Below are 22338 nucleotides of genomic sequence, written 5' to 3'. Positions count from 1 at the left end.
CCAAGAAACAAACCTGTCGCTTCACGGAAAATCTCCAGTCAATCCTGTTGCCATAACGACGTTGTCGGCAAGCCCGCGACGAAAGTTGAGACGACGAAAACGCTTCCAGTGAAATGAAAAATACTTGCCTCAAGATCGGCGCAAACGATTGCTCGAGCGCTCGCCGAAGCGACGATGGAGGCAAACTTGCCTCGTGTTTTTGAGGCGCAATGGTCTGATGAAAGCGCTGTCTGGCGCGGGTCGGAGAGAGGGAAATCCGGCGAAGCGACGCGCGTGAAGGATCGCGCAAGGCGTTCGTTAGCGGCGTGCAAGGCAAGCCGCTAACGAAGACGCGGCACGACGCACGGCAGGTCGTTCGTCAGGCCATCGGCTCGGCCTCGCGGCCGGCCGTTGCGTCTTTACCCGCCCTCGCCTGCGCCGCTTCTTGCTGGGCGCGCTGTTCGCGCCGACGTATTTCAAGCAGATCGTGATAGAGCAAATACGCGCACCGTCCGCCGGATTTGGCCGCATACATGGCCGCGTCGGCGTTCAGCAGCAGCTCTTCCGCCGTGCCGCTGTCGTCCGGGAACTGGCTGATGCCGATACTCGCGCCCACGTTCATGCTTTGCCCGTCCATCACGAGGGTTTCGTTCAGCGTGTCCATGATGCGCGACGCGATCGCCGGCGCCGCTTCCGCGGAACGCGGCCCCTCGATCAGCACGATGAACTCGTCGCCGCCGAGTCGCGCCACCACGTCGGCGGAACAGAGCACCTGCTTGAGGCGGCGCGCCACCGCGGCCAGCACCTTGTCACCGATCGCATGGCCGAACTGGTCGTTGATCTGCTTGAAGCGGTCGAGGTCGACGAACAGCACCGCCAGGCCCTCCTGACGTCGCGTGGCTTCGTCGATCGCGCTTTCGAGCTTCTGCATGAACAGCATGCGGTTCGGCAAGCCGGTCAGCCCGTCGTGCGTTGCCAGATGCACGAGCTCGCGTTGCTTGGTGTGCAGCACGTCCATCTGCGATTTGATTTCGCGGCGTAGACGATCGAAGCAGCGCGCCAGCACGCCGATCTCGTCGGTCCGTTTGAGCGGCAACGTTTCCATGGCATGTTCGGCGAACAGATGCGTCGCCGCGTGCGCGAGCAGATGCAGCGGCTTGGTCAGCGCGCGCGCGAACAGCACGGCAAGAACCAGCGCCAGCACGCTGAACACCAGCACCATACGAACAATGCGATCGCCGAGCAGATTCGCGCCGGACAACACGTCCTGGAGCGGCTTGGCGAGTCCGAGCACAATAAAGCGGTTGCCCGCTGAATCGCCGAACGGCCGCCGCACGAAGGCGAGCACCTGACCCGCCGCCTGCTTCGGCTTCACGAGGCCGTTGACGAGGATTTCGCTTTGCGACTGCACGAACAGGGGTTTGGTGACGGAGAAGCTGTCCTGGATCAGCACACGCCGCCCCCGGTCGAAGCCGAAGGTTTTCGACGGATCGGGATGAACCAGAAAATCGCCCCACTCGTTGGTGAGATAGACCTGGTAGTCGCTCGGCAAATCGCTTTGCAGGCGTTTGAGCAAACCGGCGAGGTCGACGTCGATCACCACGACGCCCACCACCTCGCCGCTCGCGTTCGCGACCGGCGTGCCGAGCCGCAAGGTCGGTTTGCCTTCCGCGCCATGCGCGCCGTACTCGTGATTGACCGAGATCGGCGACGTGTAAATGCGGCCCGGCGAAAACGCCAGCGTCTCGAACACATACGCGAACTGGCCTTTTTCCTGCAGGCTGTTGCCCTGCACGCGCGCGAGGCCGTCGCCGTCGCGGTCGAAGCGGATCAGTTCGAGCCCGTAGTGCTGCCGCGCGATCAACCGGATCTGCAGGTACTCCGGGTGATGGATCATGAAGCTCGAATACACCTGCGCCAGTTGCTCGCGCGCCGCATTCTTGCCGAGACCGTCGTCGGTCTGCGCGACATCCGCCGCGGACGGCAAACTCGCGAGCACCTGGGCGTCGGCGCCGACGTCGTCGATCGAGGCGGAAAAGCGCTGACCGAGCAGTTCCGTGGAAGTCAACAGACTGTGGCCGGCTTCGTTCACCAGCATCGTGCGATTGGCGCGATACGCGTAATAGCCGGTCGCGCCGGACGCGAGCACGCCGATGCAGGCGAGCAGCACCGACAACTTGACCGTCAGGCCGGGCCGTATCATCAGAAACGCTCCGACCGGTCGCCGGACACGATTCGGGCCCACAGGTCCTCGCGACGCTGAATATCCTCCACCGGTCCGATCCACACGATGTGCGCTTTTTCGCTATTGTCGACCGGCGCGCTCAACGTATTGGCGAGCCCCTGACGTTGCGTGAGCAAGCCGCTCACGCCGGGTTCGAGCATGTAGTTGATCCACGCGAGCGCGAGCGAAGGGTCTTGCGCCGAACGCGTCATCGACCAGCAATCGAGCCACGCGAGCGCACCTTCGTCGGGAATCACATAGCCCACGTCCGCGCCCGCACGGCGCAGCAATTCGACCTGCTGGGTGCCGTAATTGCCGAACATCAGCGCGACCTTGTGCTGCATGAAAACCGCGGTCGCTTCTTCGGGCAGCGTGTAATAGGTCAACAGATTGCGGCGCAGATCGACCAGCTTCTGCGCGATCGTGTGAATCTGCGTGGCGTCGAGCTGAAACGGATGCGTGTAACCAAGCGCCAGCGCGGTGAACGAGAAGTTGTGCTGCGCGCTGTTGAAATCGAGCACCTTGCCGCGGTATTTCGGATTCCACAACTCGCGCATGGAATGCGGCGGCACCGCGATCTGCTTGCGATCGTAGATCAGGCCCATCGACGAATACGTGAACGGAATCGCGTACACCTTGCCGGCCGACGTCAGCCCTTCGATCGACGTGCGCGCCTGAAACCGCGGCAGTTGCAGTTTCGTGTTCGGCAGGCTCGCGAGATCGAGCGGCGCCAGCAGATTGGCGCGCGTATAGCGCTGGATTTCAGCGGTGTTGGCGGCGAGCACGTCGAACGGCGGCGTGTCCTTGCTGTGCATCAGCGTCCACAACGCTTCGTCGGAATCGGCCAGCGTCACTTCCACCTTGACCTTGTAGCGCGACTCGAAGGTCTTGACCACGTCGTCGTCGGCATAACCGGGCCACGCCAGTACGCGCAGGATTTTCTCGCCGGCCTGCGCCGGCGCGGCAGAGAAAAGCCCGCAGCAGAAAACCGCGCCGATCAGAAACGCCAGCAATACGGATAAAGCCCGGCCGCGCGAACCATTCGCGCGGGCTGCAGCGCCCGCGATTCTCCGCGGGAAGAATCGTTTACAACCGCGCATGTCATCTGCCATCAACATCTTGTGCATATACAACACCGTTTAGCAGAAGGCCTGGCCGACGAACGCCCGCACGCGGAGGCGATCCGCGCAGGTGGTGTTCGGTGACTTTCTTCAGACAGATACGCTCATTGCGCCGCAGGAAGCGAGCGCGAGGAGCATTGATGATAGCGCTAAAGCAATACAATTTTGTTTTCGGCCACGACGGTGTCGGGAAAAACGGGCAACCTGGCGTGACCGGTCAAACGGGCACATCCGCATTAACGGCGATTTATGCGGAATCTTTAATTTGGCGGCCCGCCGCTTGAAACGCATGTGCGTAGTAACAGGGCGTAATCAAGTTTGCTTAATAGCGCGATTCGAAAGAACAACTATGCCCGATGAATTATGGTATCAAGCAGGCCGCGCTTACACCGGGGCAATACTTAAAGAAGAACGGCGAGGCTGCCGATAACGTTAACTTGTCCCGCGCCGGTCACGGCCAGGGCAAAGCATGAAGCGAACCGGTTTTCGGGTCGTCGAACAAGACAACCACAATGCGCTTGAAGAAAACAGAATGGATGTTGCTGGCCGTCGTGGCCGGCTCGGTCATGGGTTTTGGAAACTGGCTGCAAGGCGAAATGAACCGCGCGTCGCTCGCGCGCATTCAGCGCGATTCAGCCAATCCGCAGGACTTGCAGGACTCGCATGGCGCATGCGCGGGCATGAATGCACGCGAGGCGGAAATGATGGGTAAAGGCGAACTCTGGTGCGGCGCGGTCGGCACTTTAAACCCCACCACATTCTCGCGTTAAAAGCTATCCTCACCCGCCATCCGGTGTTTCACTAGCTTCCCAATATTTTTGAACTGATAAGCTTGGCGCGCGCTGCTGGCCGCCCCGGCTGGCGGCTTCCACCCAAGCCCGGTCGTGAGTCGCGCCGGGCGGCCCGCCGCGGCAAAACCGCATACGGGCGTATTTGAACTACACCGAGGAGTTAAACAGTGAAAAAACTGCTAGCGGCTTTGACGGTTGCTCTGCTTGCTACCGTCTCGATTGGCGCACACGCTAAAGATTGGTCGACTATCCGTTTTGGCGTTGACGCCAGCTATCCCCCGTTCGAGTCCAAAGGCTCGGATGGCAAGCTCGTTGGCTTCGACATCGACCTCGGCAATGAAATCTGCACGCGCCTGAAGGCCAAATGCGTGTGGGTCGAAAACGACTTCGACGGCATGATTCCGGCCCTGAAGGCGAAGAAGTTCGACGGCGTGCTGTCGTCCATGTCCATGACGCCGCAACGCGCCGAACAGATTGCGTTCTCGTCGAAACTGTTCAACACGCCGACGCGCCTCGTGTCGAAGAAAGGTTCGGGCGTAATGCCGACGGCTGACTCGCTGAAGGGCAAGGCGGTGGGCGTCGAGCAGGGCACGATCCAGGAAACCTACGCGAAGACCTACTGGGAGCCGAAGGGCGTGAAGGTCGTTCCGTATCAGAACCAGGATCAGGTCTACGCCGACTTGCTGTCGGGTCGTCTGGACGCGTCGCTGCAAGACGCCGTGGAAGCTGAAATCGGCTTCCTGAAGACGCCGCGCGGCGCCGGCTACGACTTCGCAGGCAAGGACATCGTCGACGAGAAGGTCCTCGGCAACGGCGCAGGCATCGGCATGCGCAAGGAAGACACCGATCTGAAGGTGAAGGTCGACAAGGCCATCGCCGACATCATCAAGGACGGTACGTACAAGAAGCTCGAGAAGAAGTACTTCGACTTCGACGTGTACGGCAGCTAAGCCCACCCCGCGCGCCTGACGGCGCGCGTGCCGGGTTGCATAAAACGGGCTCCGCCACACGCGGGGCCCGTTTCGTTTGTGCCGCCCGCTCGACCCACGCCGTGCGCCGGATCGGCTAAGATCGTGCGGTCGAGGCGCGCCATACGCGCCGCCTCCGCCCTGCTTTTGCGTTGCCACCCAACCTGCTTTCCCACTGAAATCAACGACATAGCGCGGCACGCCCCGCTTGCCCGCGACTCCGAAGACCATGCAAACCCAAACCCATCCGCTGATTGCCCCGACGCTCGGCACTGCCCGTAACCTGACGAGTTTTCATTACGGTTCCGGCGGCGGGCAGAAGATTTATATCCAGTCGTCGCTGCACGCCGACGAGTTGCCCGGCATGCTGGTGTCGTGGGAACTGCGCCGCAAGCTGGCCGCGCTGGAAGCCGCCGGCAAGGTGCGCGGCGAAGTCGTGATCGTGCCGGTGGCCAACCCGATCGGCCTGAATCAGCATTTTCTCGGCCACCTGACCGGCCGCTTCGAAACCAACACCGCGCAGAACTTCAACCGCAATTTCCACGATCTGTCGGCGCTGGTGCAGCCGGTGATCGAGGCGCGCCTCACCGACGACATCGACGCGAACCGCAGCGCCATCCGCACGGCCATGCGTGAAGCGCTCGACGCGCAAAAGCCCGAAACCGAACTCGAATCGCAACGTCTCGCGCTGCAAAAGCTCTCGTACGACGCCGACGTCGTGCTCGATCTGCATTGCGACTGGGAAGCCGCGCTGCACCTCTACACGAACCCCGACTTGTGGCCGGAAGTCGAGCCGCTCGCGCGCTATCTGGACGCGAAGGCCTCGCTGCTGGCGCTCAATTCGGTGGGCAATCCGTTCGACGAAATTCACAGCTTCTGCTGGTCGGATCTGCGTGGCCGTTTCGGCGAGCGCTTCCCGATTCCGAACGGCTCGATCTCGGTCACGATCGAACTGCGCGGCCAGCGTGAGGTGTCGTACGAGTATGCCGAGCGCGACGCGCAGGCGATCGTCGAGTATCTGACCTCGCGCGGCGTAATCGACGGCACGGCCGCCCCGCTGCCGCCGCTCGAATTCGCCGCCACGCCGCTGGCCGGCGCCGAGCCGATCGTCGCGCCGATCAGCGGCGTGCTGGTGTACCGCTGCGAAGTCGGCACCTGGGTCGACGCCGGCCATGAAATCGCCGACATCGTCGACCCGCTGACGGATCGCGTCGTCACGTTGAAAAGCAGCGTGGCCGGCGTGCTGTACGCACGACATCTGACGCGTTTCGCGACGGCCGGGCTGGAGTTCGCGCGGATTGCCGGGGCGAAGGCGTTCAGAAGCGGCTCGTTGCTGAGCAACTAGGAGCAACCAGGCTCAGAACGCCGGAATAATCGCGCCTTTGAACTGCGTGTCGATGTACTTGCGCACTTCATCCGACTCATACGCCGCGACCAGCTTCTTCACCCACGGCTGATTGCGGTCCTGCACACGCACCGCGATCAGATTCGCGTATGGGCCCTTCAGGTCTTCGATCGCGATCGCGTCTTTGGTCGGCTGCAGGCCGGCCTTGACCGCGTAGTCGGTGTTGATCGACGCCGCGTCGAGGTCGTCGAGCGCGCGCGGCAGTTGCGCGGCATCCAGTTCCACCAGCTTGATCTTCTTCGGATTCTCGGCAACGTCGAGCGGCGTCGCGTTGACGCCGTTCGTGCCGACGCCCGGCTTCAGCTTGATCACGCCGTACTTCTGCAACAGCAGCAACGCGCGGTTGCCGTTCGACGGATCGTTCTGGATGCCGACCTTCGCGCCTTCCGGCAAGTCCTTGAGCGACTTCAGTTTCTTCGAATAGAAGCCCATCGGCGAGACATAGGTCAGGCCGACGTTGACGATCTTGTAGCCGCGCTGCCTGATCTGGCTGTCCAGAAACGGCTGATGCTGAAAACCGTTGGCGTCGAGATCGCCGGAGTCGAGCGCGGCGTTCGGCTGCACGTAGTCGTTGAACTCGATCACCTTCACGTTCAGGCCTTCGCGCGCCGCGACTTTAGTCACGACCGACCAGATCTGCGCATCCGGGCCGCTCATCGTGCCGATCCTGAGTTCCTTGTCCGCGGCGTGCGCAAACGTTGCCGTCAGCGAAATAGCGGCGATTGCGAGCAGATTCTGGATGATTGTCCGGCGTTGCATACGTTTTCCCCACAAGCAATGTGATTGGTAGGGGCGCATCGTCGCATGCGCTAATCGCCCCGGAAAACCAATCGTTTTTCACACGCTTAGATGGCGGAAAGTGAAAAAGCTTATATGCGGCGGGGCTTGCGCGAATTCGCCGCGCAAAGCTATGTGAGTGTCGCGCCGGCGCTACAGATTTCAAAAATAAGCGAAGCTGTCACATACCTTACTCTGCGTTCCCTTAAATTTCGGCCCATCGCACGACCTTGCCAAAGAGCTGGGCTGACGATCTGCTCAATTTTTTATCCGGAGAAAGTCTTGAACAAGAAAGTATTTGCCGCCGCTACGCTCGCAGTCTTCGCTTCCGCCGCTCACGCACAAAGCAGCGTCACGCTGTACGGCCTGATCGACGCAGGTATCAGCTACGCCAACAACTCGAAGACCGCAAGCGGTCACGACAAGCTCGTCAAGTACGACGACGGCGTCGCTCAAGGCAGCCGTTGGGGCCTGCGCGGCACCGAAGATCTGGGTGGCGGCCTGAAGGCACTGTTCGTGCTGGAAAGCGGCTTCAACAGCGGCAACGGCACGCTCGGCCAGGGCGGCGCGTTGTTCGGCCGTCAAGCTTATGTCGGTCTGTCGCAGAACAACGTCGGTTCGGTGACGTTCGGTCGCCAGTACTCGTTCTCGACCGACTATCTGGGTGGCAACTACTCGACCGGCGGCCAGACCGTCGCGGGTAACTACGCTTACCACATCAACGACATCGACCAACTGACGTCGAGCCGTATCAACAACGCAGTCAAGTTCAGCAGCGCGAATTTCGCGGGCCTGACCTTCGGCGCGATGTACGGCTTCTCGAACCAGGCTGGCGCATTCGCAGGCGCACCGGCAACCGGCCCGGCAACGGCATCGGTGGCAGGTTCGTCGCGTGCTTACAGCTTCGGCGTGAACTACGCAAACGGCCCGTTCGGCGTCGGCGCAGCGTACACGGACATCCGTTACCCGGGCCAGGCATCGCCTGCCTTCTCGACGGCTATCTCGAACCTGACGCTCAACACCGTGCGCGATCTGCGTACGTTCGGCGTTGGCGGCCGTTACTCGATCGGCGCAGCGACGCTGTGGGCGTTGTACACGAACACGCACTTCTCGCCGATCACGGGCGCGTCGACGACGTTCGCAGCGTATGAAGCAGGCGCGAAGTACGCATTCACGCCGGCTCTGACGGCAGGCGCGGGCTACACGTACATGCACCTGAGCGGCTCGAACACGGGTCATTTCAACCAGGGCGACCTGAGCCTCGACTACGCGCTGAGCAAGCGCACGGACGTGTACGCACTGGGCATCTACCAGATCGCTTCGGGCCGCGTCGGTTCGTCGAATCTGGCAGCACAGATCGGTTCGAGCACGAGCTACTTCGGTAACTCGGGCACGGCTGACAACCAACTGGCGTTCCGCGTCGGTATCCGTCACAAGTTCTAAGCGGGTCTTGCCGGCGAGGCGTGCAAGCGCCTTGCCGGTTCGAGATTCAGAAAAACGCCCTACGGGGCGTTTTTTTCTTTCTGCTCCCCTCAGAGGGCGCGGACCAGCCCGGCAGCGAGCTCCAGACGATCGCGCGCGGCCTGGTATTCATCGACGAAACGCGCCACCAGTTCCGCTGCGGGCATAACCCGCTTGACCGCGCCCACGCCCTGACCAGCGCCCCAGATATCGCGCCATGCCTTGGCCTTGCTGATGTTCTCGGCGCTGAAATTCATGCTGGACGGATCGGACTCCGGCAGCGCATCCGGATCGAGCCCGGCGTTGGCGATACTGTGACGCAGATAGTTGCCATGCACGCCGGTGAACAGATTGGAATACACGATGTCAGCGGCCGTGCTGTCCACAATCATCTGCTTGTAGCGCTCGTCCGCATTGGCTTCGGACGTGGCGATAAAGGCCGAGCCGATATAGGCCAGGTCGGCGCCGGCCGCCTGCGCGGCCAGGATCGCATCGCCGCTGGCGATGGCGCCGGACAGCGCCAACGGGCCGTCGAACCATTCGCGGATCTCGTGCAGCAGCGCAAACGGCGACAACCGGCCGGCATGTCCGCCGGCTCCCGCGGCGACTGCGATCAGGCCGTCCGCGCCTTTGTCGATCGCTTTCTTCGCGAACGTGTTGTCGATCACGTCGTGCAACACGATGCCGCCATAGGCATGCACCGAGCGGTTCACGTCCTCGCGCGCGCCGAGCGATGTGATGGTGATCGGCACCTTGTATCTGGCGCACAGCTCGAGGTCATACTCCAGCCGGTTGTTCGACTTATGCACGATCTGATTGACCGCGAACGGCGCGGCCGGCCGCTCCGGATGCCGGGCGTCGTGCTCGGCCAGTTCGTTCGTGATGCGCGCCAGCCACTCCTCCAGCACCGGTCCAGGCCGGGCGTTGAGGGCCGGGAACGAGCCGACGACACCGGCCTTGCATTGGGCGATCACGAGCTCGGGGTTGGAGATGATGAACAGCGGCGAGCAGATCATCGGCAGCGCGAGGCGGCCTTTAAGTACGGCGGGTAAGGACATGAGTTTTCCTGGAAGGAAGGAACGATGTTCGGTGCTTGCCGGTAACGATCCGGCAGAAAACCGGCGGCGGGTTGGGTGGCAAGTTCGGCAACAAGCCGCGGCGGCGGCAACTCGGGGTGCGACCGCTCAGACCGCGTCGCTCTTGCCGCTCAGCACGGCCTGGGCGGACGCCAGTTGCGCCCCCATCTGAGCCGCCAGCGCCTGCAAGCCGCTCATGGGACGCACCATCACCTCGAATTCTTCGATCTTGCCGTGCTCGTCGAAGCGCAGCATGTCGATGCCTTTAAGCGACTTACCGTCGACTTCGGCACTGAATTCCAGCACCACGCTCCGCCCGTCTTCGCTGACGAAACGGCGGTGGTACTCGAATTGGCGGAACACGCCGTTGACCGTTTTCAATATCAGCCGGATGGCTGCTTTGCCCGGATAGGACGTGTGCGCAACCGGCGAGCGGAACACGATGCTGTCGGCCAGCAGCGGGTCCAGTTCGTCCATCGCACTCCGTTGCAGAAGGTCGTGCCAGGCCGACAGCGTGCGCTGCGCGGCTTCGGATAAGGGGTGTGCTTCCACGTCGGTCTCCTTGGTATAGGCGTTCATCAATACGCAACTGGTTGCATAAAGAATAGCGGGGTGCCGCCCAATATGCAACTGAGTGCATAAAGTTTTGCGACCCAGACGGCAGCCGCTAAAATGGCGCCCATGTCCATTCAACACGCCCTCCTCACTTCGCTGCTGGAAAAGCCTTCCAGCGGCTACGACCTTGCGCGGCGCTTCGACAAATCCATCGGCTATTTCTGGCATGCCAGTCATCAGCAGATTTATCGCGAACTTGGGCGGATGGCCGAGGCGGGCTGGATCGTCGCGAGCGACGACGAAGATGGCGGCAAGCGCCGCCGGCGGCTGTACCAGGTGCTGGCGCCGGGGCAGGACGAACTGGCGCGCTGGGTGTCGGAGCCCACGACGGACGGCGACGCGAGCCGCGCCCTGCTGATCAAGCTCAGGGCGGAATCCGTCATCGGCCCGCATGGCGTGGAGCGGGAATTGCGCCGGCTCATCGCCGAGCATCGGGCCAAGCTGGACACCTATCTCGAGATCGAACAGCGCGATTTTGCGGCGAGCGATATGTCGATCGCGCAGAAGCTGCAGCACGCGGTCTTGCGCGGCGGCATCATGACGGAACAGGGTTGGCTCGAATGGGCCAGCGAGGTGTTGCCCATTCTGGAGACGGCCGGGCGCGGCGCGCCTCAGTAGCTGCCTCAGTAGTCCTTGCCCGGCGAGAACGCAGACGGTCGCGTCACCACGGCACCACCCGGCCGAGATAGTCGAGGTAATGCAATCCTGAGCGTCCTTCGTAGGCGTCGATCGTATTCAACAGGTTCGGAATGCTTTCCTCGATACTCAAGCGCGCTTCCGGTCCCCCCATGTCGGTTCGCACCCAACCCGGCGCCATCAATAGCAAGGTGCGCGGGTCGTCGGCGTGGCGCGCCGCGAAACTGCGCATGAACATGTTCAGCGCGGCCTTGCTGCCGCGATACACCTCGTAGTTGCCGTTGACGTTGTTCGTGACGCTGCCCTGTCCCGACGACATCACGCCGATCGTACCGTTGGGCAGCACGAGATCCTGAAACGCTTCGACCACGCGCATCGGACTGAGCGCGTTCGTCACCATCACGCGAATGAATTCGTCGGTCGACACGTCGGCGATGGTTTCGTGGTCGTCGTTCTTCACGCCCGCGTTGACGAACAGCACGTCGAGTTGGCGGTCCGCGAGGCGAGCGCGTAAGGCCGCGACCTGCTCCGGCAGCGTGATGTCGACGGTTTCGATGTCGAGCGCGCCGCTTAGGTGACGAAGCTTGTCCGTCGATGCCGGCCGCCCGGTGGCGATGACGCGCCAGCCGCGTTTGAGGTATTCGGCGGTCATCGCCAACCCGAGACCGCGCGACGCGCCGATAAGAAGAATGGTTTTCTGCCGGGGTGATGTTTGCATGTGAGCGATCCTTTTGAATGACGCAGGTCCGAACGCATCGGACGAGGGCTCGTCGGTAGCGAGCCGGTGCATTCAATATAGGGCTGGCTGAGACATGGCGGAAGGCGCAGTAGCCGCACTCATAACCTGCACCAGACGCGCTGTCACGCCTGGGAATGTTACGATCGGCCATGGCCGAACCCGACCTCAATCTGCTCATCGCGCTCGACATGCTGCTCGCCGAAGGAAGCGTGGCAGGCGCGGCGCGTCGATTGGGACTCAGCGCTTCTGCGATGAGCAGAACGCTCGCGCGGCTTCGCGCCGCAACCGGCGACCCTTTGCTGGTTCGCGCGGGGCGCCATATGGTGCTGACGCCGTACGCCGAAGCGATCTGCGAGCGCACACAAAATGCGGCGCATGAAGCGCGTGCCGTGCTCCGTCCGTCCACGGCGCAAACCGATTTCTCGACCTTGCGGCGCACTTTCACCATTCGCGCCAACGACGGTTTCGTCGAAGTTTTCGGCTCGCCGCTGATCACCGCGGTAACGGCGGCGGCGCCGCATGTGTGTTTGCGCTTTGCGCCGAAGCCAGAGAAGAGTGCGACGCATCTGCGAGACGGTTCGGCTGATCTCGAGATCGGCGTGTTGGGTGAAATGGGCCCCGAGGTCCGACTCCAGGCGTTATTCCGCGATCGTTTCGTGGGTATCGTCAGAGAGGGGCATCCGCTGCAACGGGATGGCGAGGTGACGGCGCAACGGTATGTCGCGTTCGGCCACGTCGTCGCGTCACGGCACGGTCGAACCCGTGGACCGGTCGATGAAGCGTTGGCCGCGCTAGGTCTCGAACGCACCATCGTCGCGGTGGTCCCGGGCTTTTCCGCGGCGCGCGCCGTGGCGCAAACCTCGGATCTGGTGGCGCTCGTGCCCGCGTCCTTTCTCGGCGAGGGAATGGGCCCGCAAGAACACGTTGCGGGCGTCGCGATCCACGCCTTCGAACTCCCCGTGGCGACCGGAAAGATTACCGTCTCGCAGATGTGGCACCCTCGGCTGGAAGTCGATCCGGTTCATCGCTGGCTGCGGCAAATCGTGCTGACGGTGTGTCGTCGACACGCGCCGCGCTGAGCCTCGGGTGTCACGTCAACCTGCAATCAAGCCGTTAGTCCCCAGGCAAAAGGAAACCGTATGAGTGGTTCAATTCAAGCTACCCTCGAGCGCGTGATCTGGACCGCGCTCACCACCCGTCAGGCGCATCTCGGCCAGGGCGATGCCCTCGCCCGTCGATACCTTGCCGACGTCGCGCCATTCGCCGCGCTGGCCGATGAGACACCCGCCGCCTATCAGGCGCTTCACGCGCTTCTGCAACCTCACGAACAGGTCGCGTTGCTTTCTCAAGATGAACTGAGTCTCATCGACGCGCTGCAAGCGACGCGTCTCGGCCTGCTCCATCGCATGGTGGCGACGCGCGCTGCCGAAGCCGGCAGCGACAGCGACGCCGCCCTCGACATGATCCGCCTCGGCCACGCGGACACGGATGAGATGCTCGAGCTGGTCCAGAAGACCAAGCCCGGTCCTTTCGGCAAGCGGACGCCCGAGATGGGCAACTACATCGGCATGCGCGACGGCGGTCGCCTGATTGCGATGGCTGGCGAGCGGATGCGCATCGACGGATACGTTGAGATCAGCGCGGTTTGCGTCGACGAAAACTGGCGCGGAAAAGGACTTGCCGGCCGGCTCATACAAATCTTGCGCGGAGAAATCGAGCGACGGGGAGAGACGCCGTTTCTACACGTGTTCAGCGAAAACCGTTCCGCGATATCGCTGTATGAACGGCTTGGCTTCGAGGTGTGCGGCACGTTCGTGCTGACGCGGGTGGGACGTGCGGAGTCGGGTTCTGCCGGCGCGTAGCAGCGGATCGGGTTCGCTGAACGTCGAGCGTCGCGGCGAACCATGGTTCAACAATGCCGCGAATTTCAGGGCAATCGTTGATGTACGGCAGCTTGCCGCGGCGTACCTAACCGTTACGCCACGCCGCCACTTACCGCGACCTGGCTGCATCTGTTACGCTGCGCCCTTTGCTATCCCTTGCATTCGACTCGATGGAAACTCCTTTCAACGATCGTGGCGTGTCGGTCACGCGTAACGCGCTCTCTTCCGCTGGCCAGGTCTTTCCGTTGCGCGATATCGTCGGCGTGCAGGTCGTCACCGTGCAGAAGAACAGGATCCTGCCGATCACGATCTCGCTCGTCGGCGTGGCCAGCGCAATAGTCGGCGCGATACTGCGCTCACCGGTCGGCATGGTGTGCGGCACGATGCTCGCGGTGGTGGGCTGGCTCACCTGGGTGACCCAGGACGTCACCCATCGCCTGATGGTGCAGACGGCGAACGGCGAGCGCGAAGCACTGATGAGTGTCGACCGCGAGTTCGTCGAGCGCGTCGGCGCGGCCGTGGATGAAGCGAAGGCCTCGGCAGCGGCGCCGAAGGGTTGAGCGGGCGGCGCTGTGCGTCGCGCGCTTGTGGGCGGTGTTTTGAAGGCGTCGAGGCATCGGCTCGAGCCCACGGCTCGACGTTCAAGACATGCCGCGACGGCACGACATCGTTAACACGATTTTGATTCGCGGCGCAGCAGCTTTAGCGCGTCCTTGAGACGCGCGCCGATAGAGTGGCCAGGTATCAACAACGCGCGCCGCCTCGCCGAATCGGCGCAACCACGATGCACACCTCCGTCGCCACGTCCAACCTCTCCGTTCCGCGCGCACCGCGCACGATCCGCCGCCGCACCCATCACGTCGTTCCGCTCGTCATCATCGACGTCACCGTGCCCGGCACCTCGTCGGCCGAAGGACGGCGCGCGCTGCACGCGTCGCTCGGCGACGATCTGCGCCTTTACGTCGTCACCGTCGACCAGCAACACGAGCGCGTGACCTTTCGCGTCGAAGTCACATCGCGCTCGCTCGACGACGTGATCGGCCTGCTGACCGCCGTACTCGACCGCGCGACGCTAGGTCGCGCGCAGGCCACGGTGATCCGGCGTCCGCGCGATTATTGATGTGGAACGAGTCAGAAAGGCCCGCCTGGCAGCGACTTTCGATGCGGGCCGGCGTCGCCTTAGGCCACACTCTTGCGGCTGTCGACGCTAGCCGGCATCCACACGCGGCGCGCTGACGTCGCCACCCGCCGCACATTGACACATCTTTGCAAGTACACCTGAGCGGCCATGTAGAGTCGCCGCTCCTGTCCACGCGTGTTCCCGCCCGCAGGTTAGCAAGCGTTCCGGTTTCTCCGCATCACGACGCGGCGATCGAACAAAACCGCCGCCGTGCCGCTCGCTTCGCAACATCACGACGCCTCGCCTTCGCCAGGGACTCGCCTCTTTGCAAAGCGTGATCTATGTCCTTGTCGTTCCTATCGTTCGTGCTGTCTCCGTCGTCTCTCTTGCGTGCCCGCCGTTCCGGTTGCACGGATCGACACACCTTCCTGCGTCATCTTCCTGTGGCGGCTCTGCTCGCCAGCGCCGCATTTGCCGTACTGAGCGGCTGCTCCACCACGTTCCCCACGCCCACGCCGCCCGCCTCCACGGCCGCGCTCATCAACGGCGGCGCCGACGGCCTGCTGATCCCGCTGCACGTGGAGCGCGCCGACGAGGATCACGCGCGCCTCGGCCTGCCGGTCCAGCTCGACGGCAAGCCCTTGTATGTCGCGCTCGATACCGGCACGCAAGGCGTGCGCGTACTGAAATCGGCGCTGCCGGGCACGGACTATCCGAACGCCGGCCCGGTGAGTTCGCTGCCGCTCGCGAACGGCGCGCAAGTTTCTGGCGCGGCGGTGACGTTGCCGATGAGCGTCGCCGGTCTCAAGCCCGCGCAAATTACGGTGCAGGCGGTCGATCTGGTGAATTGCCAGGCCGCCGCGCGGCGTTGCGTGGGCTTCGACGGCTACACAGCCGAGTTCGGCTGGGCATTGTCCGGCCTGTTCGGCATCGGCGCGGCGCAGCCGGACGACAGTTGCTGCACGCAGCCGTTACGCGCGCTGCCCGGCAACGTCGCTCAACGGTATCTGGTGCATGCGAACTTCGCGAAGCCGTACCTGCTGCTGAGCCCGTCGAACGCGCTCACGAAAGACTACACGCTGCTGCCGATGGTCGTCGCCCAGGACGGCACCGTGCAATGGCCGCGAGGCTGCGTGAATGTCGGCGACAAGATGACCTTTTGCGCGCCGCTGGTGTTCGCCACGGCGAGCACCGACATGATCCGCATCGAGACGGACAAAGCCCCGGACTGGACCGGCGACGACGACGTCGGCAAGGTGCTCAAACGCGGCAACTACGACGCGGCGGTCGGCTCGGGTAAGTGGGTGCATCGCTACGACGACGCGCAGGTCACGATCGTGAAGGCGAAACCGGACGCCAACCGCATCGTGATCGGCCTGATGGGCATGCAGAAGCTGGACGTGCTGTTCGATTTTCCGCGTGGCGAGCTGGGGTTGCGGGCGGCTAGCGCCAGGGAAAGTCTGACTCAGTAGCCACGGGACGCGACGCTGATCTGAAGAAGTTCTTTACCGGGGAATTCGGCGCCGTCTCGGGCAACGGGCTGAAAATCTTCCCCTAGAAAAGCGAAAGGCCCCAAGGTAGTCCCTGGAGCCTGGCGCCGGCCGCGTAGTCGCAACCTATTTGTGATGCTAACTCTAGCGTGTAACGGGCGATACGGTCAAGGCGGCTAGCCTGACATACCACCCCTCACTCAATATCCAGCGGATTCACATGCCAGATATTGCGTGCATATTCGCCGATCGTCCGGTCCGACGAAAACTGCCCCATCCCCGCGACGTTCTCGATCGCGCTTTCCGCCCACGCGCGTTTGTCGACGAAGCGCGCGTCCACGTCGTCCTGCGCCTTCGCGAACGCGGCGAAATCGGCCAGCACCATGTAGTGATCGCCCCAGTCCACCAGCGTGTGAAAGATGTCCGAGAAGCGCAGCGGGTCGTCCGGCGAGAAGAAGCCCGTGCGGATCTGATCCAGCGCCATGCGCAGTTCCGCGTTCTCCTCGTAGATCTGCCGTGGCCGGTAGCCGGAGGCGCGCAAGCTGTCTACTTCGTCGGCGGTATGGCCGAAGATGAAGATGTTCTCGCGGCCCACGGCGTCGCAGATTTCGATGTTGGCGCCGTCCATCGTGCCGATCGTCAACGCGCCGTTGAGCGCGAGCTTCATGTTGCCGGTGCCCGACGCTTCGGTGCCCGCCATCGAAATCTGTTCGGACAGATCGGCCGCCGGAATGATCAGCTCGGCCACGCTCACGCCGTAGTTCGGCACGAACACCACCTTCAGGCGATCGCCGATCAGCGGGTCGTGATTGACCTTCTCACTCACGTCGCCGATCAGCTTGATGATCGTCTTCGCCATCCGGTACGCGGACGCGGCCTTGCCGGCGAACAGCACCACGCGCGGCACCCAGTCGCGCTCGGGATTCGCGCGAATCTGGTTGTAGCGCACGATCACATGCAGCACGTTCAGCAATTGCCGCTTGTATTCGTGAATGCGTTTGACCTGCAGGTCGAATAGCGCATCCGGATCGAAATGCAGCTTGGTGTGATGCGCGAGCCGCTGCACGAGGCGAATCTTGTTCTGCCGCTTCGCTTCGCGGAAAGCCTCGATAAAGCCGCTGTCCGTGCGCAGATTGCGCAGTTGTTCCAGCTCGAACAGATTGCTGCGCCACTGCTTGCCGATCTGCTGATCGATCAGCGACGACAGCGACGGACTCGCCTGCGCGAGCCAGCGGCGCGGCGTGATGCCGTTGGTCACATTGGTGAAGCGGTCGGGATAGACGCGCGCGAAGTCGGCGAAGATGTCGCGTGTCATGAGTTGCGAATGCAGCTTCGACACGCCGTTCACCTTGTGACTCGCGACGATCGCCAGATACGCCATGCGCACGCGCCGCTGGCCGTATTCATCGACCAGCGAAATGCGGCGGATCATCTCGCCGTCATGACCCGACTGCTCGCTGACGTGCTTGAGAAACTGCGCGTTGATCTCGAAGATGATCTCGAGATGCCGCGGCAACAGGCGCGCGAGCATTTCGACGTCCCACGTTTCGAGCGCTTCGGGCATCAACGTGTGATTGGTGTACGAGAAAATTTTCGTGACGTGCGTCCACGCCTTGTCCCAAGGCACGTGGTGAATATCCACCAGCAGACGCATCAATTCAGGAATCGCCAACACGGGGTGCGTATCGTTCAGATGCACCGCCACCTTTTCGGCGAAACGGCCGAACGTGCTGTGCGTGCGCTGATAGCGGCGAATCAGATCCTGCATGGTCGCCGACACGAAGAAGTATTCCTGGCGCAGCCGCAGTTCGCGACCGGCCGGTGTCGAGTCGTCCGGATACAGCAGGCGCGAGACGTTCTCGGACATGTTCTTGGTGTCGACCGCGTTGCGGTAGTCGCCGCGGTTGAATGCGCCGAGATCGAGTTCCTCGGTGGCGCGCGCGGACCAGAGACGCAGCGTGTTGGTCGCGTCGGTCGCGTAGCCGGGAATGACGGTGTCGTACGCGGTCGCGTTCACGTGCTCGGTGTCGATCCACTCGGTGTGCTCGCCGCGCTGCACCGTGCGGCCGCCGAAGTGCACCATGTACTTGATCTCGGGCCGCGGAAACTCCCACGGGTTGCCCGCGCGCAGCCAGTAGTCCGGCGCTTCGACCTGTTCGCCGTCGACGATCTCCTGACGGAACATGCCGTACTCGTAACGGATGCCGTAGCCGAAACCCGGAATGCCGAGCGTCGCCATCGAATCCAGAAAGCAGGCCGCCAGCCGGCCGAGGCCGCCGTTGCCGAGCGCGGCGTCGGGCTCGATATTGATCAGCATCTCCATATCGACGCCGAGGCTCGCGAGCGCCTCCTTCATCTGATCGTGGATACCGAGCGCCAGCAATGCATTCGTAAACGTCCGGCCGATCAGGAACTCCATCGACAGGTAGTAGACGCGTTTCACATCCTGTTCGTATTGCAGGCGCGTGGTCTTCATCCAGCGCGCGACCAGCCGGTCACGCACCGCGAGCGCGGCGGCGTGCAGCCAGTCGTGCGGATGCGCGGTGACGGCGTCCTTGCCGACGCCGTACATCATGCGATTGGAAATTGAGCGCCGTAGCGCGTCGACGGTACTGTTGAGCTGGTCGAATTCCAGATCGACGGTTGTCATCGAAGCCTCCGGGAAAAAGCGACGCGACAGGCGCGAACCGCACAGATGACGGACGGGAGGCGCGTGCCGGTCAGGCGGGTTAAGAAACAGAGTAGGACATTTTACGGCCACCGGACACCGGCAAGCGCGAGCGGTTGATGACGCACATGCCATGCCCGCCGCCGCACGCCGCCACGCGGATTTTTCGCACGCGCGCGGTGCAAGCCCCGTGAGCGCGGCACTGCGCGCGTGCATCGGCCCGCAAAACAGGCAAACGATTGCGAAATGAAAGACACGCACGCAGCGAATTCAGCCACGAGCACAACGCCATTATTTTTTCGACGCGTGACGCGCGGATGAATCAGCCGATATCGCGGATGCGTGATCGAATCGGTTCACCTCGTCTGCCGGGCGGTGGGCCGGAAAGGCGTGTGACACCGCAAGGCTCACGTAGTTCGGAGACGCTGCGCGGGGTTGACCGTTAGTTGCTTTATGAGCCTGATTCACAGCGCCCCGCTCCGCCTGACTCCCAGCACGATTTCAACGTCTCTGTAACAATTGCGCCATTCGCCGCGCGCACCGCTTCGACTGCTGGACTCGGGCCACGCGCATCCTCCCTCACCCGCAATCCTGCCGCTCACGCGCCACGCTTTTTTACGCGCCGGCGCGAGCCGTATGCCCAACCCGACGAGCCACGCCTTGTCCGACAAACCCAGCGCCACCGCCGCCCCGCCGTTCCCCGCGGACGGCCCGATGTCCGCCGCCAACCGCCGCGCGATGGCCGCGATCATGCTCGCCGTCGCCCTCGCCACGCTCGATACCGCCATCGCCAACACCGCGCTGCCCGCGATCGCCGCGGATCTGCATGCGGCGCCCGCAGCGTCGGTGTGGATCATCAACGCCTATCAGCTCGCGATGGTCGCGACCTTGCTGCCGCTGGCGGCGCTCGGCGATATCGTCGGGCATCGGCGCATTTATATAGGCGGTATTGCGCTGTTCACGCTAGCGTCGCTGGCGTGCTCGCTGGCGACGACGCTGCCCATGCTCGCCGCCGCGCGCGTGCTGCAAGGGCTCGGCGCGAGCGCGATCATGAGCGTGAATACCGCGCTGATCCGCTATCTGTATCCGCCGCACCGACTCGGACGCGGTCTCGGCACCAATGCACTGATCGTCGGGGTGTCGTTCGCGGTGGGGCCGACGGTGGCGTCGCTGATTCTTTCCGTTGCCGCATGGCCGTGGCTGTTCGCGGTGAACGTGCCGCTCGGCCTGCTGGCGTTCGCCTTCGCGTGGCCCGCGTTGCCGCACACGGAGCGCGGCACGCACCAGTTCGATCCGGTCGCGGCGCTGCTCAACGTGATCACGTTCGCCGCGCTGATCTTCGCGCTCGGCGAGGCGGCGCAGCGCGCGTCGACGCTGCTGGTGCTGAGCGCGGCGGCGATCGCGATCGTGTTCGGGGCCCTGCTGATTCGCCGCGAGGCGGGCCACCCGGCGCCGATGCTACCCGTCGATCTGTTCAAGCGGCCGGTGTTCGCGTTGTCGGCGGTGACGGCCGTGTGTTCGTTCGCCGCGCAAGGGCTCGCGTTCGTGTCGCTGCCGTTTTATTTCGAGGACGTGCTGCATCGCAGTCAGGTGGAAACCGGCTTTCTGATGACGCCGTGGCCGGTGGTGGTTGCGTTGGCCGCGCCGCTGGCCGGGAGTTTGTCCGATCGCTATCCGCCCGGCCTGCTCGGCGCGATCGGGCTGGCGGTGATGTCGGCGGGGATGGCGTCGCTGGCGCTGTTGCCGGTGCATCCGCATGTGCTCGATATCGGCATCCGGATGGCGGTTTGCGGCGCGGGCTTCGGCTTCTTCCAGTCGCCGAATCTGAAGGCGCTGATGGCGAGCGCGCCGCCCGAGCGTAGCGGCGGCGCCAGCGGTATCGTCGCGACGGCGCGGCTGCTCGGGCAGACCACGGGCGCGGCGCTGGTCGCGTTGAGCTTCGGGATCGCCGGACGGCATGGTCCGACGCTGGCGCTTAGCGCCGGCGCTTTCTTCGCAGGCGCGGCGAGCCTCGCGAGCGGCTTGCGCTTGCTGGCGCCGTCGCATCGGTCGGGCGCGCATGCGAAGGCGGCGGCGAAATGAAAAAAGCGGACGCACTGTGATGACAGTGCGTCCGCTTTTCGGTGAGGCTTTTGCTGAGGCTTTTGCTGAGGCGTTTCGTTGCGATCTTCTAGCTACCGCCTTCCCTCACCGCCTCACTCAACCGCGCCATAACCTCATCGCGCCGCAAAATACCCCTTCACGGCCGCAACAAACGTATCGATATCCCCACGCGACACGTCCTTGTGCGTGACGAACCGCGACGCGTACAACATCTGAGTAAGAATGCCGCGCTCCTTGAGCCACGCTTCGAGCGGCACGCAATGCTGCTGCGGAAACTGCGCGAACACCATATTGGTCGCGACCGACTGCACCTTGACGTGCTCGATGGCTTCCAGACCGGCCGCCAGATGCGCGGCGTGCGCGTGGTCATCGGCGAGACGTTCGACGTTGTGATCCAGCGCGTACAAACAGGCTGCCGCGAGCACGCCGGCCTGGCGCATGCCGCCGCCCAGCACCTTGCGCCAGCGGTGCGCCACGTCGATCAACGCCTGGCTGCCGACCAGCACCGAGCCGACCGGCGCGCCCAGCCCCTTCGAGAAACAGACCGACACTGAATCGAACGGCGCGCACAACTCCGCGACCGGTTTGCCCGACGCAACGGCCGCGTTATAGACGCGCGCGCCGTCGAGGTGAGCCGACAGACCGTGCTTGCGCGCGAGCTGCACCGCCTCGTCGACATAGCTCGCCGACAACACCTTGCCGCCGATGGTGTTCTCCAGCGCCAGCAGCTTCGTACGCGCGAAGTGATTGTCGATTGGCTTGATCGCGGCAGCGATTTTTTCGAGCGGGATCGAGCCGTCCGCGGCATTCTCGAGCGGCTGCGGCTGAATGCTGCCGAGCACCGCCGCCCCGCCGCCTTCGTACTTATAGGTATGCGCCAGTTGGCCGACGATGTATTCGTCGCCGCGCGCGCAGTGCGCCATCAACGCGGCGAGATTGCTTTGCGTGCCGCTCGGGAAGAACAGGCCGGCTTCCTTGCCGGTGCGCTCGGCGAGCGTGGCTTGCAGACGCAGCACGGTGGGGTCATCGCCCCAGACGTCGTCGCCCACTTCGGCGGCGGACATGGCCGCGAGCATCGCCGGGGTCGGACGGGTTACGGTATCGCTGCGCAAATCGATCATGGTGTGTCCCTGTGCGTCTCGTCTATGGATGACAGCCCGTGGCGGCCGGCGCGCCGCTTCGTCTGTTGCGACGAAGGGAGGCGGCGCCGGCTGGTGAGCCACACAGTGTATTCAATTCAGACGGCGAGGAGAAACCTTGCTCAAAATCCGCACTGATAGAA

19 protein-coding genes are annotated in these 22338 nt (G+C 63.4%); 11 read left to right on the top strand and 8 right to left on the bottom strand.

Features of this window, described 5'->3' with window-relative positions; genetic code table 11:
* Positions 1-358: 358 nt before the first annotated feature.
* On the bottom strand, positions 359-2182 hold the full coding sequence (locus FA94_RS24090; protein ID WP_035555986.1) for a diguanylate cyclase domain-containing protein: 1824 nt from the start codon (positions 2180-2182) through the stop codon (positions 359-361).
* Positions 2182-3321, bottom strand: coding sequence for an extracellular solute-binding protein (locus tag FA94_RS24085; RefSeq protein WP_408304426.1), 1140 nt, complete (start codon positions 3319-3321; stop codon positions 2182-2184). The genes FA94_RS24090 and FA94_RS24085 overlap by 1 nt, the downstream gene beginning before the upstream one ends.
* 515 nt (positions 3322-3836) lie before the next feature.
* Here FA94_RS24085 and FA94_RS24080 point away from each other — a divergent pair.
* The 3 genes from FA94_RS24080 (at position 3837) to FA94_RS24070 (ending at position 6428) form a co-directional block, all read left to right on the top strand.
* Positions 3837-4094: a hypothetical protein gene (locus FA94_RS24080; protein ID WP_035555983.1), complete on the top strand. Its 258-nt coding sequence runs from the start codon at positions 3837-3839 to the stop codon at positions 4092-4094.
* Between the two features lie 188 nt (positions 4095-4282).
* Complete coding sequence (locus tag FA94_RS24075; protein WP_035555981.1) at positions 4283-5065, top strand: ABC transporter substrate-binding protein; 783 nt, start codon at positions 4283-4285, stop codon at positions 5063-5065.
* A 247-nt stretch (positions 5066-5312) separates the two neighbouring features.
* Positions 5313-6428 carry a succinylglutamate desuccinylase/aspartoacylase family protein gene (locus FA94_RS24070; RefSeq protein ID WP_035555979.1) on the top strand — a complete coding sequence of 372 codons (1116 nt, stop codon included), beginning with the start codon at positions 5313-5315 and terminating at the stop codon, positions 6426-6428.
* 12 nt (positions 6429-6440) lie between these two features.
* Here the strand turns inward: FA94_RS24070 and FA94_RS24065 are convergent, their stop codons facing one another.
* Entirely contained in the window at positions 6441-7247 is an 807-nt protein-coding gene (locus FA94_RS24065) for a MetQ/NlpA family ABC transporter substrate-binding protein (protein WP_035555978.1), read from the bottom strand.
* 300 nt (positions 7248-7547) lie between these two features.
* Here FA94_RS24065 and FA94_RS24060 point away from each other — a divergent pair, with 300 nt between their 5' ends.
* The gene (locus FA94_RS24060; RefSeq protein ID WP_035555975.1) at positions 7548-8708 is read left to right on the top strand and encodes a porin; all 1161 of its coding nucleotides are present in this window, start codon (positions 7548-7550) and stop codon (positions 8706-8708) included.
* A gap of 89 nt (positions 8709-8797) precedes the next feature.
* Here the strand turns inward: FA94_RS24060 and FA94_RS24055 are convergent, their stop codons facing one another.
* Together FA94_RS24055 and FA94_RS24050 are read right to left on the bottom strand one after the other, a co-directional pair.
* The gene (locus FA94_RS24055; protein ID WP_035555972.1) at positions 8798-9784 is read right to left on the bottom strand and encodes an NAD(P)H-dependent flavin oxidoreductase; all 987 of its coding nucleotides are present in this window, start codon (positions 9782-9784) and stop codon (positions 8798-8800) included.
* A gap of 126 nt (positions 9785-9910) precedes the next feature.
* Positions 9911-10381 (bottom strand): nuclear transport factor 2 family protein, encoded by a 471-nt coding sequence (locus FA94_RS24050; protein WP_051980699.1) that lies wholly within the window; start codon positions 10379-10381, stop codon positions 9911-9913.
* A 102-nt stretch (positions 10382-10483) separates the two neighbouring features.
* Here FA94_RS24050 and FA94_RS24045 point away from each other — a divergent pair, with 102 nt between their 5' ends.
* A complete protein-coding gene (locus tag FA94_RS24045) occupies positions 10484-11035 on the top strand; it encodes a PadR family transcriptional regulator (protein WP_035562878.1) in 552 nt (183 codons plus the stop codon).
* Positions 11036-11078: 43 nt separating this feature from the next.
* Here FA94_RS24045 and FA94_RS24040 read toward each other — a convergent pair whose 3' ends face one another.
* On the bottom strand, positions 11079-11771 hold the full coding sequence (locus FA94_RS24040; protein WP_035555971.1) for an SDR family NAD(P)-dependent oxidoreductase: 693 nt from the start codon (positions 11769-11771) through the stop codon (positions 11079-11081).
* 170 nt (positions 11772-11941) lie between these two features.
* Here FA94_RS24040 and FA94_RS24035 point away from each other — a divergent pair, with 170 nt between their 5' ends.
* The 5 genes from FA94_RS24035 (at position 11942) to FA94_RS24015 (ending at position 16267) form a co-directional block, all read left to right on the top strand.
* On the top strand, positions 11942-12871 hold the full coding sequence (locus FA94_RS24035; RefSeq protein ID WP_035555969.1) for a LysR family transcriptional regulator: 930 nt from the start codon (positions 11942-11944) through the stop codon (positions 12869-12871).
* A gap of 60 nt (positions 12872-12931) precedes the next feature.
* Positions 12932-13654: a GNAT family N-acetyltransferase gene (locus FA94_RS24030; RefSeq protein ID WP_035555968.1), complete on the top strand. Its 723-nt coding sequence runs from the start codon at positions 12932-12934 to the stop codon at positions 13652-13654.
* A gap of 191 nt (positions 13655-13845) precedes the next feature.
* Positions 13846-14235, top strand: coding sequence for a DUF6232 family protein (locus FA94_RS24025; RefSeq protein ID WP_035555966.1), 390 nt, complete (start codon positions 13846-13848; stop codon positions 14233-14235).
* Between the two features lie 224 nt (positions 14236-14459).
* A complete protein-coding gene (locus FA94_RS24020) occupies positions 14460-14795 on the top strand; it encodes a hypothetical protein (protein WP_035555964.1) in 336 nt (111 codons plus the stop codon).
* 341 nt (positions 14796-15136) lie between these two features.
* On the top strand, positions 15137-16267 hold the full coding sequence (locus FA94_RS24015) for a hypothetical protein (RefSeq protein WP_231585020.1): 1131 nt from the start codon (positions 15137-15139) through the stop codon (positions 16265-16267).
* 214 nt (positions 16268-16481) lie between these two features.
* Here FA94_RS24015 and FA94_RS24010 read toward each other — a convergent pair whose 3' ends face one another.
* A complete protein-coding gene (locus FA94_RS24010; protein WP_035555962.1) occupies positions 16482-18935 on the bottom strand; it encodes a glycogen/starch/alpha-glucan phosphorylase in 2454 nt (817 codons plus the stop codon).
* Positions 18936-19667: 732 nt separating this feature from the next.
* Between FA94_RS24010 and FA94_RS24005 the strand changes: the two genes are divergently transcribed.
* Positions 19668-21035 carry an MFS transporter gene (locus FA94_RS24005; RefSeq protein ID WP_176059580.1) on the top strand — a complete coding sequence of 456 codons (1368 nt, stop codon included), beginning with the start codon at positions 19668-19670 and terminating at the stop codon, positions 21033-21035.
* A 134-nt stretch (positions 21036-21169) separates the two neighbouring features.
* On the opposite strand, the gene ltaE is transcribed toward FA94_RS24005, so the two are convergent.
* Complete coding sequence (gene ltaE, locus FA94_RS24000; RefSeq protein WP_035555958.1) at positions 21170-22177, bottom strand: low-specificity L-threonine aldolase; 1008 nt, start codon at positions 22175-22177, stop codon at positions 21170-21172.
* Positions 22178-22338: the final 161 nt, after the last annotated feature.

This window comes from Burkholderia sp. 9120, from assembly GCF_000745015.1.
Taxonomy (GTDB): domain Bacteria; phylum Pseudomonadota; class Gammaproteobacteria; order Burkholderiales; family Burkholderiaceae; genus Paraburkholderia.
This window is presented reverse-complemented; position numbering and strand designations above follow the sequence as displayed.